This is a genomic window from Brenneria tiliae (genome assembly GCF_023347575.1).
GTDB classification, from domain to species: domain Bacteria; phylum Pseudomonadota; class Gammaproteobacteria; order Enterobacterales; family Enterobacteriaceae; genus Brenneria; species Brenneria corticis.
The window spans coordinates 122240-143717 of the sequence record NZ_JAKPCB010000088.1 but is presented as its reverse complement, the minus strand read 5'-3'; the positions used below and the strand labels follow the sequence as shown (position 1 = coordinate 143717).

General features: G+C 58.2%; 20 protein-coding genes. 7 read left to right on the top strand and 13 right to left on the bottom strand.

Translation table 11 applies throughout. From position 1 onward, the window contains the following. The first annotated feature begins 230 nt into the window (after positions 1-230). From aas to MFP24_RS03885, 3 genes are all read left to right on the top strand, one after another. A complete protein-coding gene (aas, locus tag MFP24_RS03895) occupies positions 231-2378 on the top strand; it encodes a bifunctional acyl-ACP--phospholipid O-acyltransferase/long-chain-fatty-acid--ACP ligase (RefSeq protein WP_249229160.1) in 2148 nt (715 codons plus the stop codon). After that, positions 2375-3583: a lysophospholipid transporter LplT gene (lplT, locus tag MFP24_RS03890; RefSeq protein WP_249229161.1), complete on the top strand. Its 1209-nt coding sequence runs from the start codon at positions 2375-2377 to the stop codon at positions 3581-3583. Before aas ends, lplT begins: the two co-directional genes overlap by 4 nt. Before the next feature lie 135 nt (positions 3584-3718). After that, complete coding sequence (locus MFP24_RS03885; RefSeq protein ID WP_249229162.1) at positions 3719-4177, top strand: GNAT family N-acetyltransferase; 459 nt, start codon at positions 3719-3721, stop codon at positions 4175-4177. A gap of 17 nt (positions 4178-4194) precedes the next feature. On the opposite strand, the gene MFP24_RS03880 is transcribed toward MFP24_RS03885, so the two are convergent. The 8 genes from MFP24_RS03880 to MFP24_RS03845 form a co-directional block, all read right to left on the bottom strand. After that, on the bottom strand, positions 4195-6144 hold the full coding sequence (locus tag MFP24_RS03880) for a glycoside hydrolase family 3 protein (protein WP_249229163.1): 1950 nt from the start codon (positions 6142-6144) through the stop codon (positions 4195-4197). Between the two features lie 221 nt (positions 6145-6365). After that, entirely contained in the window at positions 6366-6926 is a 561-nt protein-coding gene (locus MFP24_RS03875; RefSeq protein ID WP_249229164.1) for a desulfoferrodoxin family protein, read from the bottom strand. A 13-nt stretch (positions 6927-6939) separates the two neighbouring features. Further along, entirely contained in the window at positions 6940-8622 is a 1683-nt protein-coding gene (gene fadK / locus MFP24_RS03870; protein WP_249229165.1) for a medium-chain fatty-acid--CoA ligase, read from the bottom strand. A gap of 112 nt (positions 8623-8734) precedes the next feature. After that, positions 8735-9019: a ferredoxin family protein gene (locus tag MFP24_RS03865; RefSeq protein ID WP_249229166.1), complete on the bottom strand. Its 285-nt coding sequence runs from the start codon at positions 9017-9019 to the stop codon at positions 8735-8737. Next, positions 9016-10305 (bottom strand): FAD-dependent oxidoreductase, encoded by a 1290-nt coding sequence (locus MFP24_RS03860; RefSeq protein WP_249229167.1) that lies wholly within the window; start codon positions 10303-10305, stop codon positions 9016-9018. The genes MFP24_RS03865 and MFP24_RS03860 overlap by 4 nt, the downstream gene beginning before the upstream one ends. A gap of 39 nt (positions 10306-10344) precedes the next feature. Then, positions 10345-11304 carry an electron transfer flavoprotein subunit alpha gene (locus tag MFP24_RS03855; RefSeq protein ID WP_249229168.1) on the bottom strand — a complete coding sequence of 320 codons (960 nt, stop codon included), beginning with the start codon at positions 11302-11304 and terminating at the stop codon, positions 10345-10347. Between the two features lie 12 nt (positions 11305-11316). After that, a complete protein-coding gene (locus tag MFP24_RS03850) occupies positions 11317-12081 on the bottom strand; it encodes an electron transfer flavoprotein (RefSeq protein ID WP_249229169.1) in 765 nt (254 codons plus the stop codon). A gap of 8 nt (positions 12082-12089) precedes the next feature. Beyond that, entirely contained in the window at positions 12090-13238 is a 1149-nt protein-coding gene (locus tag MFP24_RS03845; protein WP_249229170.1) for an acyl-CoA dehydrogenase, read from the bottom strand. Between the two features lie 656 nt (positions 13239-13894). Between MFP24_RS03845 and MFP24_RS03840 the strand changes: the two genes are divergently transcribed. The 4 genes from MFP24_RS03840 to MFP24_RS03825 all read left to right on the top strand — a co-directional run bounded on the left by MFP24_RS03840 (position 13895) and on the right by MFP24_RS03825 (position 18728). Next, positions 13895-15061 carry an acyl-CoA dehydrogenase family protein gene (locus MFP24_RS03840; protein ID WP_249229171.1) on the top strand — a complete coding sequence of 389 codons (1167 nt, stop codon included), beginning with the start codon at positions 13895-13897 and terminating at the stop codon, positions 15059-15061. Between the two features lie 94 nt (positions 15062-15155). Continuing rightward, on the top strand, positions 15156-16457 hold the full coding sequence (locus tag MFP24_RS03835) for an MFS transporter (RefSeq protein WP_249229172.1): 1302 nt from the start codon (positions 15156-15158) through the stop codon (positions 16455-16457). A gap of 59 nt (positions 16458-16516) precedes the next feature. Then, positions 16517-17749, top strand: a complete 1233-nt coding sequence (locus MFP24_RS03830) for a CaiB/BaiF CoA transferase family protein (protein ID WP_249229173.1) — start codon at positions 16517-16519, stop codon at positions 17747-17749. 46 nt (positions 17750-17795) lie between these two features. Next, positions 17796-18728: a helix-turn-helix domain-containing protein gene (locus MFP24_RS03825; RefSeq protein ID WP_249229174.1), complete on the top strand. Its 933-nt coding sequence runs from the start codon at positions 17796-17798 to the stop codon at positions 18726-18728. On the opposite strand, the gene MFP24_RS03820 is transcribed toward MFP24_RS03825, so the two are convergent. From MFP24_RS03820 to rdgB, 5 genes are all read right to left on the bottom strand, one after another. After that, the gene (locus MFP24_RS03820) at positions 18717-18848 is read right to left on the bottom strand and encodes an entericidin A/B family lipoprotein (protein WP_407061970.1); all 132 of its coding nucleotides are present in this window, start codon (positions 18846-18848) and stop codon (positions 18717-18719) included. The genes MFP24_RS03825 and MFP24_RS03820 overlap by 12 nt on opposite strands. 145 nt (positions 18849-18993) lie before the next feature. Continuing rightward, positions 18994-19251: a type II toxin-antitoxin system RelE/ParE family toxin gene (locus MFP24_RS03815; RefSeq protein WP_232216569.1), complete on the bottom strand. Its 258-nt coding sequence runs from the start codon at positions 19249-19251 to the stop codon at positions 18994-18996. A gap of 25 nt (positions 19252-19276) precedes the next feature. Further along, complete coding sequence (locus tag MFP24_RS03810) at positions 19277-19543, bottom strand: type II toxin-antitoxin system ParD family antitoxin (RefSeq protein ID WP_249229176.1); 267 nt, start codon at positions 19541-19543, stop codon at positions 19277-19279. A gap of 204 nt (positions 19544-19747) precedes the next feature. Beyond that, the gene (hemW, locus tag MFP24_RS03805; protein WP_249229177.1) at positions 19748-20890 is read right to left on the bottom strand and encodes a radical SAM family heme chaperone HemW; all 1143 of its coding nucleotides are present in this window, start codon (positions 20888-20890) and stop codon (positions 19748-19750) included. Further along, on the bottom strand, positions 20883-21476 hold the full coding sequence (rdgB, locus tag MFP24_RS03800) for an RdgB/HAM1 family non-canonical purine NTP pyrophosphatase (RefSeq protein WP_249229178.1): 594 nt from the start codon (positions 21474-21476) through the stop codon (positions 20883-20885). Before rdgB ends, hemW begins: the two co-directional genes overlap by 8 nt. Positions 21477-21478 lie beyond the last annotated feature (2 nt).

Below are 21478 nucleotides of genomic sequence, written 5' to 3'. Positions count from 1 at the left end.
ACCTGAGTAAGCTCATCGGGATTAAATGAAAGACATCCTGTCTCTCACCGGAGGCCAGCCGTTGGCTGGTCAAATTCGTTCCCGACGAATTTGTCCTTCTCTTGCCGCCTTCCTGCAACTCGAATTATTTAGGGTATAAGATATTTTGATACCGGGCGTATTTTGGTTACAGTGGCCCACCGTTCTGCTTTTCGCAGTCCATAGCCTTTATCTGTCTATTGGGAGAAGACATGGTTTATACCCTGTTACGCTGGGTGTTCAGACGACTGTACCGCATCCGGATTGAAGGCGACAGCCGCCATTTTCAGCAGTCCAAACTGTTGATTACCCCTAACCACGTCTCCTTTCTCGACGGCGCGCTGCTGGCGCTGTTTTTACCCATCAAACCGGTATTCGCGGTCTATTCCACCATTTCGGATCGCTGGTTTATGCGCTGGCTGAAGCCCTATATTGACTTCGTGCCGCTGGACCCGACCAAGCCGCTCGCCATCAAGGGGCTGATTAGGCTGATTGAGCGGGGGCAGCCGGTGGTGGTGTTCCCCGAAGGGCGCATCACCGTGACGGGATCGCTGATGAAAATCTACAGCGGGGCGGCGTTTGTAGCGGCGAAATCCGGAGCAACCATTGTTCCCGTGCGGCTGGACGGCGCGGAGTTCACCCCGTTCGGTCGGCTGTCCGGGGTGTTCAAGCGCCGCTGGTTCCCGCAGATAACCATCAACTATCTGCCGCCCACCACGCTGCCGATGCCGGAGGCGAACAGCGCCAGAGAACGCCGTATTCTGGCGGGCGAACATTTGCATCGGATTATGATGCACGCCCGGATGGCGACGCGGCCGCGGCACACGCTTTATCAGGCTTTTCTCGCCGCGCGCACCCGCTACGGGCGGCGCTCCCCCTGTATTTCGGATATCTCGTTTAAAGAAGACAGCTATCAGGGGCTGCTGAAAAAATCGCTGGGCGTCGCGCGGATTTTGCAGCGTTTTACCCGCGAAGATGAGCACGTCGGCCTGCTGCTGCCCAACGCCACCGTTACCGCGGCGGCGATCCTCGGGGCGTCGCTGCGCAACCGGGTGCCGGCGATGCTGAACTATACGGCGGGGGCGAAAGGGCTGCAAAGCGCCATGAAGGCCGCCGGCATTAACACCATCGTCACCTCGCGTCAGTTTCTGGAAAAAGGCAAGCTGACCGACCTGCCGCCGCAGGTCGGCGAGGCCAACTGGGTCTATCTGGAAGATTTAAAAGATACCGTCACCCTGGCGGATAAGCTGTGGATCCTGTTTCATCTGCTGTTCCCCGCCCGGGCGATGCTGATGCAGCAGGCGGACGATGCGGCGATGGTCCTGTTTACTTCCGGCTCCGAGGGAAGTCCGAAAGGCGTGGTGCATTCCCATGACAGCCTGCTGGCGAACGTCGAACAGATTCGCACCGTGGCGGACTTCACGCCGCGCGACCGCTTTATGTCCGCGCTGCCGCTGTTCCATGCCTTCGGCCTGACCGTCGGGCTGCTGACCCCGCTGATCACCGGGGCCAGAGTCTTCCTCTATCCCAGTCCGCTGCATTACCGCATCGTGCCGGAGCTGGTGTACGACCAGAACTGCACCGTGCTGTTCGGCACCTCAACCTTTCTGGGCCACTACGCGCGCTTTGCCCATCCTTATGATTTCGCCCGTTTGCGCTATGTGGTGGCCGGGGCGGAGAAGCTATCGGAAACCACGCGTCAGATCTGGCAGGATAAATTCGGCATCCGCATTCTGGAAGGCTACGGGGTGACGGAGTGCGCGCCGGTGGTGGCGATCAACGTGCCGATGGCGGCGAAAATCCATACCGTCGGGCGTCTGCTGCCGGAAATGGAATCGCGGCTGATTACGGTGCCGGGCATCGAGCGGGGCGGACGCCTGCAGCTGCGCGGACCGAACATCATGAAAGGCTACCTGCGCGTCGAGCATCCCGGCGTGCTGGAAACGCCGGCGGCGGAAAACGCGCAGGGCGAAACCGAGGCGGGCTGGTACGACACCGGCGATATCGTCGAACTGGATGAAACCGGCTTTTGTTCCATCGTCGGCCGGGTCAAACGCTTCGCCAAACTCGCCGGCGAGATGGTGTCGCTGGAAAGCGTGGAGCAGCTGGCATTGGCGGTTTCCCCGCAGGCTCAGCACGCCGCCAGCGCCCGCAGCGACAGCGGCAAAGGCGAGGCGCTGGTGCTGTTTACCACCGACGGCCAGCTAACCCGCGAACGGCTGTCGGCGCAGGCGCGCGGCAGCGGCGTGCCGGAACTGGCGGTGCCGCGCGATATCCGGCATGTGAAGGCATTGCCGTTACTCGGCAGCGGCAAACCCGATTTTGTCACGCTGCGTGAAATGGCGGAGCAGGCGGAATGAATCAGACCTCGTCACAGGCAACCCCGCTGCTGTCGCGCAGTATGAGCGCGGTGATTATCGCGCAGTTTTTCTCGGCGTTTGGCGACAATGCGCTGCTGTTCGCCACGCTGGCGCTGATCAAACAGCTGGTTTATCCCGAATGGAGTCAGCCGTTTCTGCAAATGGGCTTCGTCGCCGCCTATATCGTGCTGGCGCCGTTTGTCGGGCAGGTGGCGGACAGCTTCGCCAAAGGCCGGGTGATGATGTTCGCCAATACCCTGAAGCTGGCCGGGGCGCTGCTTATCTGCTTCGGCGGCAATCCGTTTCTCGGCTATACGCTGGTGGGCGTGGGGGCGGCGGCGTACTCGCCCGCCAAGTACGGCATTCTGGGGGAGATCACCCACGGCGACCAGTTGGTGAAGGCCAACGGCCTGATGGAAGCCTCGACCATTGCGGCGATCCTCACCGGGTCGGTGGCCGGCGGCGTGCTGGCGGACTGGAATCTGTACGCCGCGCTGGCCGTCTGTGCGGCGGCCTACGGCGTGGCGCTGGGCGCCAATATGCTAATCCCGCGGCTCAGCGCGGCGCGGCCCGGTCAGTCCTGGCATCCCGCCCGGATGACGCGCGGTTTCTTTTCCGCCTGTCGCGTACTCTGGCGCGATGGCGAAACCCGTTTTTCCCTGCTCGGCACCAGCCTGTTCTGGGGCGCGGGGGTGACGCTGCGTTTCCTGCTGGTGCTGTGGGTGCCGCTGGCGCTCGGCATTACCGATAACGCCACGCCGACGCTGCTCAATGCGATGGTGGCCGTGGGCATTGTGTTCGGAGCCGGGGCGGCGGCCAAACTGATTACGCTGAAAACGGTACAGCGCTGCTTGCCGGCGGGGGTGCTGATTGGCGTGGTGGTGGTGATTTTCACGCTGCAACAGAGCCTGTTCAGCGCCTATGCGCTGCTGATTTTGCTCGGCGCGCTGGGGGGATTCTTTATCGTGCCGCTGAATGCGCTGTTGCAGGAGCGGGGAAAGGCCAGCGTCGGCGCCGGCAACGCCATCGCCGTGCAGAACCTGGGAGAAAACGGCGCCATGCTGCTGATGCTGGGGCTCTATTCGCTGGTGGTTAAACTGGGCGTATCGGTTATCACCATTGGCATTGGCTTCGGCGTGTTATTTGCCTGCGCCATTGGTCTATTGTGGCTATGGCTGATTTACGCGAAACGGCGGGCGTCGTGAATTTCACCCCACCCCGACCCTCCCCTTCGCAGGGGAGGGAGTCGGTTCCTCCCCCTGACAAGGGGGAGGCCGGGAGGGGGTAATTAAGGGTAAGATTTCGAACGTTGTCAGCAATCTGACAGGATAGAGGCGGATATGAACCTGATATGGCATGACTGGCATGTTGCCGATCTGAACGTTTATTCACTCCATGACATTCTGGCGCTGCGTAATCAGGTTTTTATCGTGGAGCAGCGCTGTCCGTATCAGGATATCGACGGGCGGGATCTGGCGGACGGCAACCGGCATATTACGGCCTATCATAACGGCAAGCTGGCGGCCTATGCGCGTCTGCTGGCGCCGCATCCGGGCAATGATGTGGTCACCATCGGACGGGTGATTGTGGCGCCCGACGCCAGAGGGCGGCATTTGGGACATCTGCTGATGGAACATGCGCTGACGGCCTGCGCGCGCCACTGGCCGCAAAAGCTTCTGTTTCTCTCTGCCCAGGCGCACTTGCAGGATTTTTATGCCGCCTTCGGTTTTGTCGCCACCGGCGAGGCGTACGACGAAGACGGCATTCCCCATATTGATATGCGCAATATTATTTTATAGACGCCGGTTCCCTTGTCTTATTGCAGTCCGAATCCCGAGAAATAGAGCGGCGCTGGCGAATCGTGCGGCACATCGCCGCGCTGTTGCTCCACCGCCGTCATTGAGGAGGGTAGTTCGAACGGTAGCCGGGCGGTATAGGCTCTGTCGCTGAGTAGCGAGCGCAGCAGCACCTCGTCGCTGGCGCCGAAATTCCCCAGCAGCACGGCGGCCTTATCCTCGATCGCGGTCAGGATCGCCGGCCGGTCGAGGTAGACGGTCACCACGGTGGGGACGTGCCGGGCCGCGGCGAGGATCGCCAGGTACTGCGGGTCGTCCGGCTTGAAGTCCAGCGCGCCCTCGTGGTACATGGCGCCGAAGAAGAAGTTCCTGTGTGGCTGCTCGTAAGGGGCGTTGACGCGCACTATCGCCACCTCTGCCTGTTCCGGGCGCTCGACCAGCGTCAGGCCGGCGCTCTGCGCCGCCTTGCGGCTTATCCCCCAGACATAAACCTTCGCGCCCGGTTTTATCGGCAGCACGCCGTCCCGCTTCTTCAGCAGCACCAGCGAGTCGTACTGCGCCCGATCCGCCTGCCGCTGCGCGTCTCTATTGTTCAGCACCCGCTCCGCCCGCTGCGGATCGACAAACGGCGCCTCGAACTGCCCCAGAAGGAACTTCTGTTCCAGGATACGCAGCACCGAACTATCGATGCGCGCCTCCTTCAGCTTACCCTCGCGCACGGCCTGCACGATGATCGATGAGTCGTCTACGCCGCCGAACTGATCCACCCCGGCCTCGACGGCCTTGACGAAGCGCTCCGCCACCGACAGGTGTTCCACGCCCCAGGGGATGCCGATATCCACGCCGGGCTTTTCACCGGGCGGATAACCCGTTATACAGGTGCCGACGCAGTCGGCGGTGATCAGCCAGTCGCTGACGATCACCCCGCGGAAGCCGTACTCTCCGCGCAACACGTTCTGTAGCAGGAATGGGTTGAAGCCTGCTCCCACCTGCTCAATGGACGTGCCCTTATAGACCGCGTCTTTCAGAATGGGGTAGGTCGGCATCACTCCGGCGACCCCGGACTCGAACGCCCCGGTGAAGGGATAAATATGCTCCTCCAGCGCCTGCGAGTCTTTAAACGGCGCATATCTGCCGTAGTAGTGGTGGCCGTCGAATCCTTTGTCTGACGCGCCATACCCGACCCAATGCTTCACCACCGAGCTGACGCTGGAGCTGTTCAGCCCCCGGCGCCCGTTCTGCATCCCGGCGACGTAGCCCCGCACCATTTTCTTTACCAGTTCCTTATTGTCGCCAAAGGTGCCGTCGATGCGCGACCAGCGCGGTTCCGTAGCCAGATCCGCCACCGGCGACAGAGCCTGGGTGATGCCGACGGAGCGGTACTCCTGGCGGATGAGGTCGGCGTAATGCCGGATCAGATCCTCGTTGCCGATGGCGGCCATTCCCGGCGGCGCCGGCCACTGGGAGAATCCGGCGGGCGACGGCGCGGCGTCCATGGCATAGCTATAGGTATTGCGCGGATCGACGCTGATGGTCAGCGGGATCCCCAGGCGGGAGGCTTCGGCGATCTCCTGCAACAAATTATTCTGCCGGGCGAACTCTGCGGGAGCGGACTCGTTCAGGCGGGTAATGAGGCTGTTCACCTGCTTGTCCGCCACCAGCCGACGGTTGGCATCCAGATCGTAGGCGGCGCCGCGGCCGATGGGATCCCCGACGGACGACGCCGAAGCGTGCATCATCATGCCGGCCTTTTCCGGCAGCGTCATACGGGACAGCAGATCCCGCGCCCGCTCTTGCGCCGGCAGGCGCCAGTCCTCGTAGGGCTGCAGTTCGGCATCGCGGTTCAGATCGCGGAACTGTAGTCCGTCCTGCTCGATGATTTTTCCCGCGTGCCAGGTCAGTACTGGTTGCGTCGCCGCGACCGGAACGGCGCAGCACAGCATCCCTAACGACAACATTGTGTTCTTCATATGTCCGTCCTTTGTCCGATAAAAAAAAACCTAAACGCCGCGACGCATCATTCCCCGCATGGGAAGCAATACGTCGAGAGGTTTAGGTTTTGCCTGTACAAACAGTCACAATCCTGACGCCGTCCGGTGCGAACGGCCTGAGTGACTATAGCAATCTGGGAAGGGAAAACCGTGAACGCATTCACGATCCGTCCCGAGCCTTGTCCTATTGAGTCGCCCGCCTAAAAGGCGTTCTTCCACAGGCCGTGCCGGTTGCAATACGCGTAGGCGGTAAAGCCGCGCTTGCAGTTGAATTTGCACTGGCTGCCCTTGCATACCGTGCGGTCGCAATAGACGTAGGCATCGCTCTGCGCGAGTGAAAAGATGGCCGTGGCCCTGTCGCCCGGCGCCATGAATTTGATTTGTCCGCCCTGGAACGTATAGAGATAAATCCATTCCAGATGGTGCTCGTTATTCATCGGATGCGGCGGTATGCCGACGGTGACGCACAAGGCGTTGGATTCAAAACCGCCGGACACCACCATGGCGGGCAGATGCTGTCCGGCCTCGGCCTCGGCGTCGGCCGGCGACCGCGGCGTTAACTCGCTCATCGCTTCGCCGCAGCAGGTGAGGGATAACGCGCCATCCCCGGCGAACTGCTGCACCATCAGCCGGCGGCAGCGTGCGCAACGATAAAAGACCGGCGCGGCGGCGCAGAACGTCGGCTTCGTGCTGTTTCTGATGCGGGTTGAGGTTTTATGTCCGGCGCCGGGCCTGCCGGTATTTTTGTTTGCGGATAACATCAACGCCCCTCCGCTATGTGGCAACGAAGGGAGGGAACGTAATGATGTTTCCCGCCGGATTGTTGCTATCATCCAGTCCGAGACGTTGAGTAATGTCCCGCCGCAGCAGGTATTTTTTGGTCTTGCCCGAGGCGGTGCGCGGCAAACGGTCGACAATCACCACGTGCTCGGGGTATTTATATTTGGCCACGCGTTTTCGGCTGAAAAACGTAATGACGTCACCCAGCGTCAGCGTGCGATACGGATGTTGCAATACCACATAGGCGCAGGCGCGTTCGCCCAGCCGCTCGTCCGGCATGGCGACGACCGCGGCTTCCCTGACCCGCGGGTGTTGCAGCAAAATCTCTTCCAGCTCCAGGCTGCTGATTTTTTCCCCGCCCCGAACGATCAGGTCTTTCTTCCTTCCTGTGATCTTGATATAGCCTTCCTTATCCATGCGGCACAGGTCGCCGCTGTAGTACCAGCCCTCTTCGTCCAGCGCGTCGGCCGTTAGTTCCGGCTCATCCAGATACCCCATAAAAACGTTTGGCCCGCGGGAGGCTTCTTCGCCTTCTTCTCCGCACGGCACCGGCTGCCGGGCCTTATCGACGACTTTAATGTCGACGCCGGGCGCGGCGGCCCCGTCGGTATTAATGATGCGCGAGCGCGGCGCATCGGGTTTTACCATGGTATGAGGGGCGCTTTCCGTGGCGCCGTAGACGCTGAAAACAGGGATCCCCGCCAGCAGGCACTCTTTGATGATTTTTTTCGGTATCGCCGTGCCGCCGCAGAGAAAAAAACGCAGCGAAGATAAATCGTAGCGCTGCTTTCGCAGGGCGCACAATATGTCATACAGAAAGGGCGTCGCCGCCATAATGCAGGTGCATTTCTCCCGCTCCAGCAGCGTCAGACATTGCGCCGGGTTGAAGATATCAAGCAGGACGCTGCGGGCGCCGATAAGAAAAGGCGCGGTGACGCCATGTAAAAAACCGGTGGCGTGCGCCAGCGGGGCGGGCATCAGAATGGTGTCCAGCCAGGTCAGATTCAGCGTGGCGTAGAAAGCGCGTTCGCTGGCGAGGATATTGTTGTGCGTCAGCATAACCCCTTTGGGAAACCCTTCGGTGCCCGAGGTAAATAACACGGCGGCGAGACTGTCCCCATGGGTGGGAATATCCTGTTCCAGCGCCGGCGAATCCCGCAGGATCCGGCTTAATGACGGCTCTGACGTCGCCGGCGCCAGCTTATCGACGGCAATCACCTGCCGCAGGTAAGGCAGTTTGGCGCGCAGCGGGGCGATGATGGACGTCGGTTCGGCGTTTTTAAAACGCGTCGGCATAAATAACAGCCGCGCCCGGCATTTGTTGAGTATCCAGGTGAGTTCCGATTCGCGATAGGCGGGAAGCAGCGGAACCGATACCGCCCCGACTTTCAGACAGGCCAGATAAATCATCGTGAACTCGCACCAGCCGGGGAGTTGAAACGCCACCCTGTCGCCGGGCTGGATGCCCGCGGCGAGCAGGTAAGAGGCCAGGCGCGCCGCCGCGTCATCCAGTTGCGCATAGGTGTAGCTCGCGCCGTGGTTATCGATGACGGCGCATTTTTCCGGCGCGGCGATGGCCGCCATATGCCAGTAATCCGCCAGCGACGCATCGCCCCAATACCCCATTTCCCGATACAGCGTTCTGCGCGCCGCATTAAATTTGATTGTGATGCTCATGAGTATGCTCTCAGTGGAATTCCCCGGTGTCCTGCAAACTATTGGGTATATATGCCGTCGCCGTATTTTGTTTTTTCATATACATCGCCGGCGCCCCAGGCAGTAAAGACCGTCAGCCAAAACGGTATTCGATGCCGAAGGTGCCCTGCGGGTATTCCCACTTCTCCAGAATGGTATCGCCGCACAGCACCCGGCAGGTGCCGCACTCCAGGCACCCCGCGTAGTCGAAATGGATATTGCCTTCGGTGTCCTGTTTATACAGACCGGCGGGACAGGCGATAACCAGTTTCCTGAACTGAACCGGGTCGGGGGCGTCAACCAGCAGGATATGCGGATTGCTTTCATCAACCCGGAACTTATTGACCCCCAGCTTGATATCGACATTGACCTCGCTCATAGCGCTCGTACTCCATTGAACCCATCTTTCAGTAGATTGATCAGGCCGACCTGTCTGCCGCGCGACCAGATTTTCGCCGCAACGGAGCGGCTCGGCTGGCCGTCGATAACAAATAAATCGGACATCAGGTCGGCGGCCATGCGCGGGTATTGGTTGAATAGACGCGGGTTTTCCATCAGGGCGGGCAGCTTGCGGTAGCGCTGCATATCCTGCAACACGAAGCTCTGCTCCAGTTGCCGGCTGTAGCCCATCAAACCGTCGGCGCTGAAATCCTGCGTCTGTTTTGCCTCGATGGCGGTGACGGCGGCCGCTTCCGCCGAGGCGACGGCCAGATCCATACCGCGCACGGTATAGCCCAGATTCAGGCAGAGACCGGCGGCGTCGCCGACGATCATGACGCCGTTGCCGACCAGCCGGGGCAACATCGCCATCCCGCCTTCCGGCACCATGTGCGCCGAATACTCCTGTAATGTTCCTCCCTGAATAAGCGGTCGGATGGTGGGATGGCGCTTAAAATCCTCCAGCATCTGCGGCACGCTTTTGCGCGCCTTTTCGATATCCCCCAGCCCGCAAACCAGCCCGAGAGAAAGCGTGTCGCGGTTGGTATAAAGAAAGCCGCCGCCCAACAGCCCGTCCGACGGCGCGCCGGCGAACAGCCAGGCCGCCCCTTCGCCGGGAGGCAGGTTAAAGCGATCTTCCAACTGCGATTGCGGCAGCGAGATCAGCTCCTTAACGCCAACCGCGAAGTGGTGCGGCGAGGGGGGCGCAACCAGGCCGATATCGCGGCCAAGCAGGGAATTCACGCCATCGGCCAGAATGACGATATTGGCCGCCAGCGTATCCTCGCCCGCCTGTACGCCGGTAACCCTGTCGCCTTCCCGCCGCAGCGCATCCACCCGGACGCCGGCGATAAACTGCGCGCCCGCGGCTTCCGCTTTTTCCATCAGCCAGGGGTCAAACTCGCCGCGCAACACCGTATAGGAGTGTTGCTGCGGCTGGTCCGGCTGCTCGGTATGAAAGTCCAGCGTGACGGCGCTTTCTGCGGTTAAAAATGAAATTTTTTCCCGGGTGACTTTCCTTTCCAGCGGCGCTTCCTGCGCAAAGCCGGGCATGATTTTTTCCAGACTGTGGGCGTAAAGACGCCCGCCGGTCATGTTTTTACTGCCGGGCGCGCTGCCGCGTTCTATCACCAGAACATCCAGCCCGGCTTTGGCCATCACGTAACCGGCGATGCATCCGGCGACGCCCGCCCCGACCACGATGGCATCGAATTTTTCTTCCGACATGCTTTCGGCTCCCAGGCCCGCGTGGCGAGCCGTTTATTATTAGCTACTTAGCTGTTCAATCAGGGCCGGCACCACCTTGTAGATATCCCCCACCAGGCCATAGTCGGCGTACTGAAAAATAGGCGCATTCTTGTCTTTGTTGACGGCGACGATGGTTTTGGCGCCGTTGCCGCCGACCATATGCTGGATCTGCCCGGAAATACCCAGTGCCAGATAGAGATCGGATTTCAGCAATACGCCGGACACGCCGATATAGCGCTCGCGCTCCATCCAGTGTTCGCCCTCGGCGATCGGCCGCGAACAGCCCACCTCGGCCTGAAGCAGCGCCGCCAGCTCCTGCACCATGCGCAGATCGTCCTGCGCCACCAGACCCCGGCCGATGCCCACCACGCGTTTGGCCTTGCTCAGATCCACGCTGCTGGCGGGTTTCCCCCGGCGTTCCTGGCAAACGATTTCCTGCCGGGGCGTGAGGTAGTCCGTTTGTATCACCTGGCAGGGGCGCGGCGCGCTTTCCGGCTGCGGTTCGAATACGCCGGGAGCCAGCGTGACCACGACAATCGGGGTATTGATTTGTTCCCGGCCGAAGGCCAGACCACCGTACATGCGGTGTTCGGCAAAGATGCCGTCATCTTCCACGTTCAGGGCGGTGACGTCGTTAACCAGCGCGGCATCGAGCTGGATGCTCAGTCTGGCCGCCAGCGCTTTGCCGCGCTTGGTGGCGGCCAGCAGGATCAGCGTGGCGGTCTGCGCATTGGCTTGCTCAACCTGCTGCTTTATCGCGGCGGCAATGGTTTCCGCGTAATTTTCTATCCGCTGCAATGGCGTCGGTTCGGCCAGCCGATAGAGCGTATCCGCGCCCTGTCGCTGAATATGTTCAACGCTGTCGGCGTTAGTCGCCAGCGCCGTCACCCGTTCTCCCAGCTGACGTGCGCCGGCCAGCAGTTCGGCATAGCGGTCGTGCTTGTCGCTGAACACCCATACGTTGGTCAGTTTGCTCATGATGTCGTCCTCTTAGTTCAGCGCTTTACTCAGATAGTCGGCCAGTTGGCTGACGCTTTCGGGTGAGTCATCTTCAATGATGATGTGTTTCCGCTCGGTCTGAGCCGGGGCAAAGACGCTGACCAGTTCGCTGTGCGGGGAGGTGGGCGTCCAGCCGATGTCGTCCGGGCGCCATGGCGTCACCGGTTTTTTCCCCGCGCCCAGAATGGCTTTCATCGAGGGGATCTTCGGCACGTTGATATCGGAGGTGACGCACAGCACGGCTGGCAGGGGAACGTCCAGCACTTCCACTTCATCTTCCAGGGTGCGTTCAACCAGCACGCGGTTATCGACCAACTGGATATTGCTGACCGCATTGATGGTGGGAAGCTGCAGCGTCTCGCCGACCAGTAGCCCGACCTGCTGGGCGTACAGGTCGCCGGAACCCTCGCCGAACAGCAGCAGATCGAAGCCGATCTTGCCGGCGGCGGCGGACAGCGCCTGCGCGGTGTCGTAAGGCTGGGCGCGTTCCAGACGTTCGTCCTGCACCAGATAAAGCTCGTCGGGGCCGCGCGACAAGAGATCCTTGCGGACTTTGGAATTTTCCAGCAGTTTGCCGCCGGCGCTGAGCGCGATGATGCGATCGCCGTCGCCGGCGATCTGAACCGCCGCTTCCAGCGCATTCAGATCGAACTGGCTGATCTTGGCGCCGGCGCGATCGAAGTTCAGCGTTCTCTCAGCCGTGATCGCAATGTCCTGTTCTTCAGGCACCAGCTTGCAACAGGTGATGATTTTCATTATTCCCCCTATTTGCTCTCATACTGTTTCAGGATCTGCCGGCCGGCGATATACACCATGATTTCATCGGTGCCGCCGCCGATACGGTTCACCCGGGTATCCCGCCAGAAACGGGAAATTCGGCTATCGTTGGTGTAGCCCAGCCCGCCCATGATTTGCATGGCGTCGTCGATCACCTCGCAGGCGGACTGCGCGCAGTAGAGTTTGCACATCGGTGAGGAAAGGCGCATGGGTAAACCGCTGTCGCACTCCCAGGCCACGCGGTAGACGAAGTTCTTCATATTCTGAATCTTGACGGCCATCTGGGTGAGTTTTAGCTGAATCATCTGGAACTGGCCGATGGGGTTGCCGAACTGAACGCGCTGGTTGGCGTAGCGGGCGGCATCTTCAAAAGCGCACTCGGCAACGCCGAGGGAGTGTGCGGCGATAACCAGGCGTTCAATGTCGAAGTTTTCCATCATATGGATAAAGCCGTAGCCTTCTCGGCCTACCATCGCGCTCTCTTCCAGCTCCACGTTGTCGAGGAAAACCTCACAATTGCTGACCATATGCCAGCCGACCTTATGCAGATCGTTGCGTTTTACGCCGGGCGAACTGGGATCGAGCCACCATAGGGTAAAGCAACGCTTGGGATCGTCCGGCTGCGGATTACGCGCCAGCACCAGCATATAAGGAAAGTCTTTTGCGCCGGTGATAAAGGTTTTTTGTCCGTTCAGGTAGACCTTGCCGTTTTTTCGCGTATAGGTGGTGGCGATGCGATTGTTATCGGAACCGGCCTGCGGTTCGGTAAAGGCCAGCGAATAGGCCGGAATACCGGTAAGGCCGACGGCGGCGGTTTTCGCCAGCTGTTCCGCGTTGCCGAAACGCTGCATATTATGAATGCACTGCCCTTCGGTCATAATGTAGGCGGGGGCGCCCATCCGGGCTATCTCCTCCAGGACTAAAACCTGGGTCAGCATATCGGCGGGAACGCCGCCCAGCTCTTCAGGGATCCCCAGCAGGCCGATACCGCTTTCCGCCAGGGCGGAAAAAAACTTATGGGGAAACTTGCGCGTTTCATCGCAGGTTTTGAAATACTCTTCCGGAAAATCGCGGCTAATAAGCTCGCGGATGCTGGCGAGCAGCAGTTCCTGTTCTTCGGTTAGCGTAAAGTCCATAACGTCTCCTGATTAAAAGGCGGTGTATATCCAGGGCATCGCGCGGTATTTCCCCATGCGGATATCTCCCGGCATGACCGTTATTCACTGCGTTCTTCTATTGTCGTGGAAAACTATTTTTATTCGGGGCGGTGTCGTATGGGTTTATTTATTCTGATGAGAATAGAATAACTACTGTTGATTAGATATAGACATTTATGGCAAATACTTGGACAAAACGAATATGTTATTTTTTATAAGAGGGTGTTCATTAATGGTTAAATGTATTTTTTTGATTATTTTAATTAACATGTATTTAACCTGAGGGGAAATGAATGACGGTTGGCGAAATATTGATCTCTCTCGCAAAACATGACTAAATTATAAAATTCGGCAATTGTGTTTTAACGAGTATTTTATTTAATTATTTGTTTTATATGGTGTTAATTTTTGTTTTTGCATAGCCTGAATATCGATGTTCGATTTGTCCTGTTATTAGCAGAATATGTCAATGTTTAAACGCTCAAGCCTGTCCCTATACTCTGCTTATCGTTAATGATGCCGGGCGATATTTGAAAGAAATTCAAATAATCCGCAGTGATTAAATACCATCGAGAATGGCATTTAATCGCCGTCATCACTTTGCTATTAACTCAATGATAAGTAGAGGGTGAGATATGTCCATATTATCGCAACACGAGCTGGATGCCTTGAAAAAAAAGGTCCGTCGAGTCACGGAAACCGATCTGGAGGAATTACAGTTGGAAGTGGAAAGAACCAATGTCTTTCCTGACGCCTATTATGACGTATGCCGTAAAAATGATCTCTTTCGGTTGGCTATCCCGGAGGAATACGGCGGTCTGGGGCTGAATTGCGAACAGTTTTTCTCGGTTATGGAGGAGTTCTGCCGCGGCCCCGGCGGAATGCGTATGAATCTGCATCATGCCAACGGCCTGAACTGGCGCATTCTGCGCGATCACGGCGCGGAGGACTTGAAAGCCCGCTGGCTGCCGTTACTGGCGAATAAAGACGCCTATATCAACTTCGCCTTAACTGAAGCCGACTGCGGATCCGGGGCGGATATTCGCACCACCGCGGTCAGAAAAGGCGACAAATATATCCTTAACGGCTCAAAAACGCTGATCTCCCACACCGATATTTCCGATGCCAGCTACGTCATTGCCGTCACTGATGAAAACAAACGCAAAAAAGGCGGCCTGACGGCGTTCCTGATCGAAACCAATTCGCCGGGTTATTACATCGATCCCATGCCGCACATGATGGGGTGTCGCGGCGCCGGCCACGCTTACCTGCGCTTTGAAAACTGCGAGGTTCCCGCACACAACATTATGGGGAAAGAGGGCGACGGGCTGGATATTTTCATGGATGCGCTGGCGCATTCCCGCGCCATGATCGCCGTCACCTGCCTGGGCATGTCCCAGCGCTTTCTGGAGCTGGCCATCGCCCGCGCCAAAGATCGCGTGACCTTCGGCAAGCCGCTGGTCGCCCGCCAGGCCATTCAGCAGACCATTGCCGATATGGGCACGCAGGTCCATGCGCTGCGGGTGATGTTACAGGACTGCGCCCGTAAATTCGATCGCGGCGAAGATATCGAAATGGTCTCCGCCATGTGCAAGCTGCACGGCATTGATACCGTGCGCACCGTCTCGGATGGCTGTCTGGAGATTTTCGGCGGGATTGGCTATTTCGAGGATAACCCTTACGGCCCGGTGGAAAGAATGTACCGCGATGCCCGGGCCCTATGGTTTGAAGAGGGGCCGCGCACCGTGCAGCGCCTGACTATTGCCCGCCCGTTGATCGCCAGCGCCGGCGTTATTGCGTGATGCACCGCTAATCGCATCATCACCGTTCACCATGGCTGCATCTCCTGGCGTAATGGCAGATGTAGTCATTTTCGTTCTATCGCGAGAGTGACCTATGAGCACGTCAATTGGTAATACACGCTGGAACATCGTGATTCTGTTGATCATCGATTATTTTGTCATGTTCGTCGCCAGAAGCAGCATGTCCATGTGCGGGCCGGCGTTAATGCAGCAGTATGGCTGGAATGCCACCGAGTTCGGCTGGGTCTCCACCGCCTTTTTTATCGGCTATGCCGTAACCATGCTGCCGGCCGGCGCCCTGGCCGATCGCTTTGGCGGCGGCGTCGTGCTGGTGACCGGCACCCTGTGGTGGGCGCTGTTTACCTTTTTAACGCCGTTCGGCTCGACGCTCGGGGCCATGATGCTGATTCGTATTCTGGTGGGGATCGGGCAGGGGGTGCTGGTTCCGGCAAACTTTTCGCTGCTGGCCAACTGGGTGCCGAAGAGTGAATCCGGTAAGGCGACGGGACTGCTGCAGGTGGGATGCCCGGCGGGGATCGCCGCGTCCATGCTGATCTCAGCCTGGATTATTCAAATCTGGGGTTGGCAAATGACCTTTTACGCTCTTTCCTTGCCGGGGATTCTGTGGTGTCTGCTCTGGTGGCGGTTAGGCAGAAACCGGCCGGAGCAGCATCCGGGCATTAGTCCCGCCGAGCTGTCTTATATTTTGGCCGGACAAAAAGAGGCTTCGGCCAATAGCGCTGGCGACGCGGCGGCATTAAGCAAGCGGGATATTTTTTCCACCCCGTCGATCTGGGGATGTTCGCTGTGCTACTTCTGCACCAACTACCTTTTCTTCCTGTTTATGACCTGGCTGCCCACCTATTTTGCCATGGGGCGCGGGATAGACCTGAAGCAGAGCGCCATTTTCGCCATGCTGCCCTATCTGGCGGCGATTTTTGCTTATCCGCTGGGCGGTCTGGTGGCGGACAGCGCGTCGCAACGTTTCGGGCAAAATCTGGGCAGAAAGCTATCGCCGATTATCGGCCTGTTGCTGGCCGGTTTGTTCCTGGTTCTGGGGACGCGCACCACCAGTTTATGGGGCGCGGCGGGATTGATTTCCGCCTCCAACTTCTTTTTGTGTTTCACCATGGCGTCGCATTTCTCCATCCCGATGGTTTTTTCGCAGAAAAACACCGGCGTACTGGTGGGGCTTAACGGGGTTTTCGGCACCACGGCCGGCATTCTGTCGCCGGTATTTTCCGGGTTGATCATTGATGTAACAGGAAAATATGAATATGCCCTCTATCTCGGCGCGGCGGTGGCCATTATCGGCGCCTTGATCATTCTGATGGTCCGCATTCAGCCGATCGAGAAAAAAAACCATCCGGTGGCTCATCAAACGCTGAGAATGTAACTATTTGATATTTTTAATATAAGTATTCCCGTTATCTACCGAATGAAGGAGTGAATATCATGAGACCATTGGAGGGAGTGAAGGTCGTCGATCTGACGTCATTTCTGGCGGCGCCCACGGTGCCCCGCATTCTGGGCGACTGGGGCGCGGATGTCATCAAGATCGAACCGCCCGCCGGCGATCCCGGCCGAACGCAGGCATCCGTCTTTAATATGCCCTACAGCGATGATGAAAACCCGGCGTTCGATATCGCCAATGCCAATAAACGGTTTCTGTGCCTCAATTTAAAAAACGATCGCGCAAAAGCGATCGCTTATAAAATCCTGGCCGGCGCCGACGTGCTGGTGACCAACTATCGCACCAGGGCGCTGGAGCGTTTGGGTTTTTCCTATGAAGAGCTGCATTCACGTTTTCCCAGCCTGATCTTTGCGCAAATTCTCGGTTACGGCGAGCAGGGCCCGGAAAAGGATACCGCCGGTTTTGACGCCACCGCCTATGTGTGCCGCGGGGGCATTCTGGGATCCACCAATGAACGGGGCGAAACGCCGATTAATTCGGTGAACGGGTTCGGTGATTTTCAAGCATCGATATGCCTGGTTTCGGGGATCTGCGCCGCGCTGCTGGCGCGTAATAAAACCGGCAAAGGCGATAAGGTCACCGTGAGCCTGCATCATACCGCCCTGTTTATGATGAGCGTCGCCGTGGTGTCGGCTCAGTATGGCAACCGCTACCCGAAATCCCGCCGGGAAGTCGTCAATCCGTTCAACAATACCTATCAAACCAAAGACGGACGCTGGATGGTGATCTGTATTCCCGAGTATGACCGCTTTTTCAATAAATTCATGACGCTGCTGGGACGGGATGATTTGCTGGATAGCCCCGAATTCTGCCGGATTGACGACGTGAATCGCTATGGCCGCAACCGGGCGATTATCGACATCATCAGTGAACGGATCGCCGGAAAAACGCTGGATGAAATGACGGCCATGCTGAAGCAAAACGACTTCGCGCATGAAAAAGGCTATACGCCGGATGAGATCCTGCAGGACGAGCAGGCATGGGCGAATGACTGTTTGCGCAAGGTTGACTACCCCACCGGCAATCAGCGGGTGCTGACCACGCCGCCGGTGAACATCGGCGAAATGGGGGCCGCGCGCATTATTCCGTCGCGGGCGCTGGGCTACCACTCGCGGCAAATTCTCGCCGAGTACGGCTACTCTTCCGCGGAGATCGACCGCCTCGGCGCCGAAGGCGCGGTGATCCTGCATTCATTCCCGGGCAACAGCGGTTGAATAATGTGTCAGCACGGGCTGCGTGCCGTATTTCGGGGGTATTACCATGACAACCACCATTCCCACCTATGCCTTGTATGGTGAAAAGTCGGAACTGAGCTGGGAAAATTTCTTTAATGTGGAAGAGATTTCTTACCGCTCAAAAACCTATAACTGGAAAGTCAGCCCGCATTTACACGAATCGTTAATTCAGGTGCTGTTTATCCAACAGGGAGAAGTGGATGTTTTACTCAACTACGCGCGTTTGATGGCGGTTGCACCCTGTCTTATCCTGGTGCCGGCGCAGACGGTGCACAGCTTTCATTACACGCCGGATACTGAAGGATTAACCATTACGGCCTCACAGAAGCCGCTGGAATCCATGGCCGGCCTGCTGGCGCCAAGTCTGATAACGCTTATCCATAAGCCGTGCGTTATTCCGCTGGCGCATTCCACCCGCGACAGAAGGGAGGTGCGCGGGTTTTACCAGTTAATGAAACGTGAGCTCAGGATGCCGCGAATGAATCAAACGGCGATGTGCATGTCGCTGTTTGCCTCGCTGTTCGTGCATATCGCCCGCATCAGTAAGTTTTCGCAGCAACAGGAGGAACTCGCCACCTGTTCGCGCAAGGCGGCGCAGATTAATAAGTTTCTGCTCAGCGTGGATCGGCAATTCAGAAAGCGGCTTTCGGTAAATGACTATGCCGGCCAAATGGGCATATCGCCCGGCCACCTTTCGCGTTTGTGCCGCGCCACGTTGGGGATGTCGAGCCTTGATGTGATTAATATGCGGGTTATTCAGGAAGCGCAGCGTGAATTGGTGTATACCGCGCAAACCATTAAACAGCTGGCCGCTTCGCTGGGGTTTAATGATGAGGCCTATTTCACCCGCTTTTTCCATAAGCATACCGGCGTCAGTCCGAAGCAGTTCCGCGAACTGGCGGTGCGGCAAATCGCCCTGTCCGAGGAACGGCCGCCAACGGACAGGTTAACCGGCTGAACTGGAAATTTTACTACCCAGTTTTTCCACGTCCTGACCAAAGCCGCGCGCGGTGTTGCAACCGCTCAATACCGCCGCCATCAGCAGCGATACCATGATTAATTTCACCAATTTCATCATCGTCACCCGAGGAGATAAACATCGCTACACTTTGTCATAATCCGGAGCAAAAATTCAATCTCGAACAGGCTGAAAAAACGGAAATTTATCGGGATATTCAGCCGGATGCCTTACTCATCAAACCGCGCGTTTAGGTTTCTGTCGGCTAGATCCACCGGAGGTGGCGTACGGCATCTTGCGATTGGTGAAGTATACGCACAATAATGACCGTATCGACTTCATACAAAAAGAAAATAACGTGGCTTGAGACAGGCAACGAATAGATGCCTCTACCGATTTCGTGGCGTTCCGTGCCGACGCGATATTGAGCAATGGTACTAAACGTGTTCTCAAGTTTTGATAAATATCGCTCAGCCGCCTCTTCACCGAAATTCAGCAGGCCATACAGATAAATACTTTCCATATCCTCCTGCGCGAGCGGGGTGAGCTTAATTCCTTTTTGTCGACGTCTGCACTTTATCCCTGACTTTTTGCAGAAACTCATCGCGATTCCATTCCTGTGGCTCTCCGCTATTTAATCCGTCGGCGATCAGATTACGCAGTTTTTGCAGATCGGACTCAGCCTGTTTTTCACGCAGCATTCTGATTGCCTCCCGAATGACTTCACTCTGTGTTCGGTAATCACCGGACTCAACCAGCGACTCCACGTAGTGTCGCAGTTCATCTCCAAGATCAATGGTTATCGTTCTGGCCATAACTACCTCAGCGGTGGATGTAAGATTTATTCTTACAGAGAATACCTAAAGATGAAATCTCAATCCAGAGTAAAGAAGATGATATTTTTGGCCGTCTGGCAAGGTGGATAGCGTGAAAATGGAAAGCGGTTCGCAACGCGTTTTGTGCGCCGCTTTGCAATGGCGGGAGGTGAACGGGGCGCTCGCGGAACGAGCGGCCCCGCTTTATTCCGTTTCCGGCAGAAACAGTTCCAGCAGCGAATTGAGAAACAGCTTGCCGTGCTCGGTGATTTGCCAGTGGGCGGCGCTCTCAATCAGGTAACCCTGGGCCAGCGCCTGTTCCAGCTGCGGGCGGATCGCGCTTTCATCCAGCCCGGTGTAGGCGGTAAAGTCGGCTCGCGGGGCGGCTTCCAGCAGGCGAAAACGGTTCATAAAGAACTCGAAGGCGCGGTCTTCGCTGGCGACCTGCTGCTGTTTGTCCAGATAGGTGCCCCGCATATAGCCGCGCGGATGGCGGGTTTTCACCGTGCGCAGAATGCGCCCGTCGCGAAAGGTCAGCTTGCCGTGCGCGCCGCAGCCGATGCCCAGATAGTCGCCAAAGCGCCAGTAGTTCAGGTTGTGCCGGCACTGGTAGCCCGGTTTGGCGTAGGCCGAAGTTTCGTATTGCTGATAACCGGCCGCGCTCAGCAGGCGGTGCCCCTGTTCATAGATATCCCACAGCGCGTCGTCGTCCGGCAGTTTGGGCGGGCGCGAGCCGAACAGCGTATTGGGTTCGATGGTGAGCTGATACCACGACAAATGCGGCGGGTTGAGGGCGATCGCCTGACGCAGGTCGTCCAGCGCCTCTTCCAGCGACTGGTCGGGCAGGCCGTGCATCAGGTCGAGGTTAAAGCTGCGCAATCCCAGCCCGGCGGCCAGATGCGCGGCGCGTTTGGCCTCTTCCGGGCCGTGAATGCGTCCCAGCCGGGTCAGCTTTTGTTGACTGAAACTTTGTACGCCGATCGAGATGCGGTTGATGCCCGCGCGCTGATAGCCGCTGAAGCGATCGGCCTCCACCGTGCCGGGGTTCGCCTCCATGGTGATTTCGGCGTCGGGACCAAGGGGTAAACGCGCCCGTACGCCGTCCAGCAGGGATTGCATCGCTTCCGCGCTCAGCAGGCTGGGAGTGCCGCCGCCGATAAAAATGGAGTGCAGCTCCCGGCCATCCGCCAGCGGCAGGTCGGCATCCAGATCGGCCAGCAGATGGTCGACATACTCCTGATGCGGCACGTCGCCTTTCAACGCATGAGAGTTGAAGTCGCAGTACGGGCACTTTTGCACGCACCAGGGAATATGGATGTACAGGCTGAGCGGCGGCAGTTTAAGCATTACGCAGGGCATCCAGCAATAAACGCAGCGCCTGACCGCGGTGGGAGCGGGCGTTTTTCTCTTCGCGCGTCAGTTCGGCGGCGGTGACGCCTTCGTCCGGCAGCAGAAATATGGGATCGTAACCAAAGCCGCCGTTACCGGCGGCTTCAACGGCAATCATTCCCTGCCAACTGCCGTGGCACACCAGCGGGGTCGGGTCTTCCGCATGGCGCAGATAAACCAGCACGCAATGGAAGCTGGCGCCGCGCCGTTCATTGGGCACGTCTTGCAGCGCGTGCAACAGCTTGTCCAGATTCTGGCGGTCGCTGGCATCCACGCCGGCGTAGCGCGCCGAATAGATCCCCGGCGCGCCGCCCAGCGCATTCACCGCCAGACCGGAATCATCGGCGATGGCCGGCAGCCCGGTGATCTTTGCCGCATGGCGCGCTTTCAGAATCGCATTCTCGATAAACGTCAGGCCGGTTTCTTCCGCGGCGTCCACGCCCAGTTCGGTTTGCGCCACGATATCCAGACCGAAGTCCGCCAGCAGACCGGAGAGTTCGCGCACTTTTCCGGGGTTGCCGGTAGCCAAAACCACTTTTTGCATAC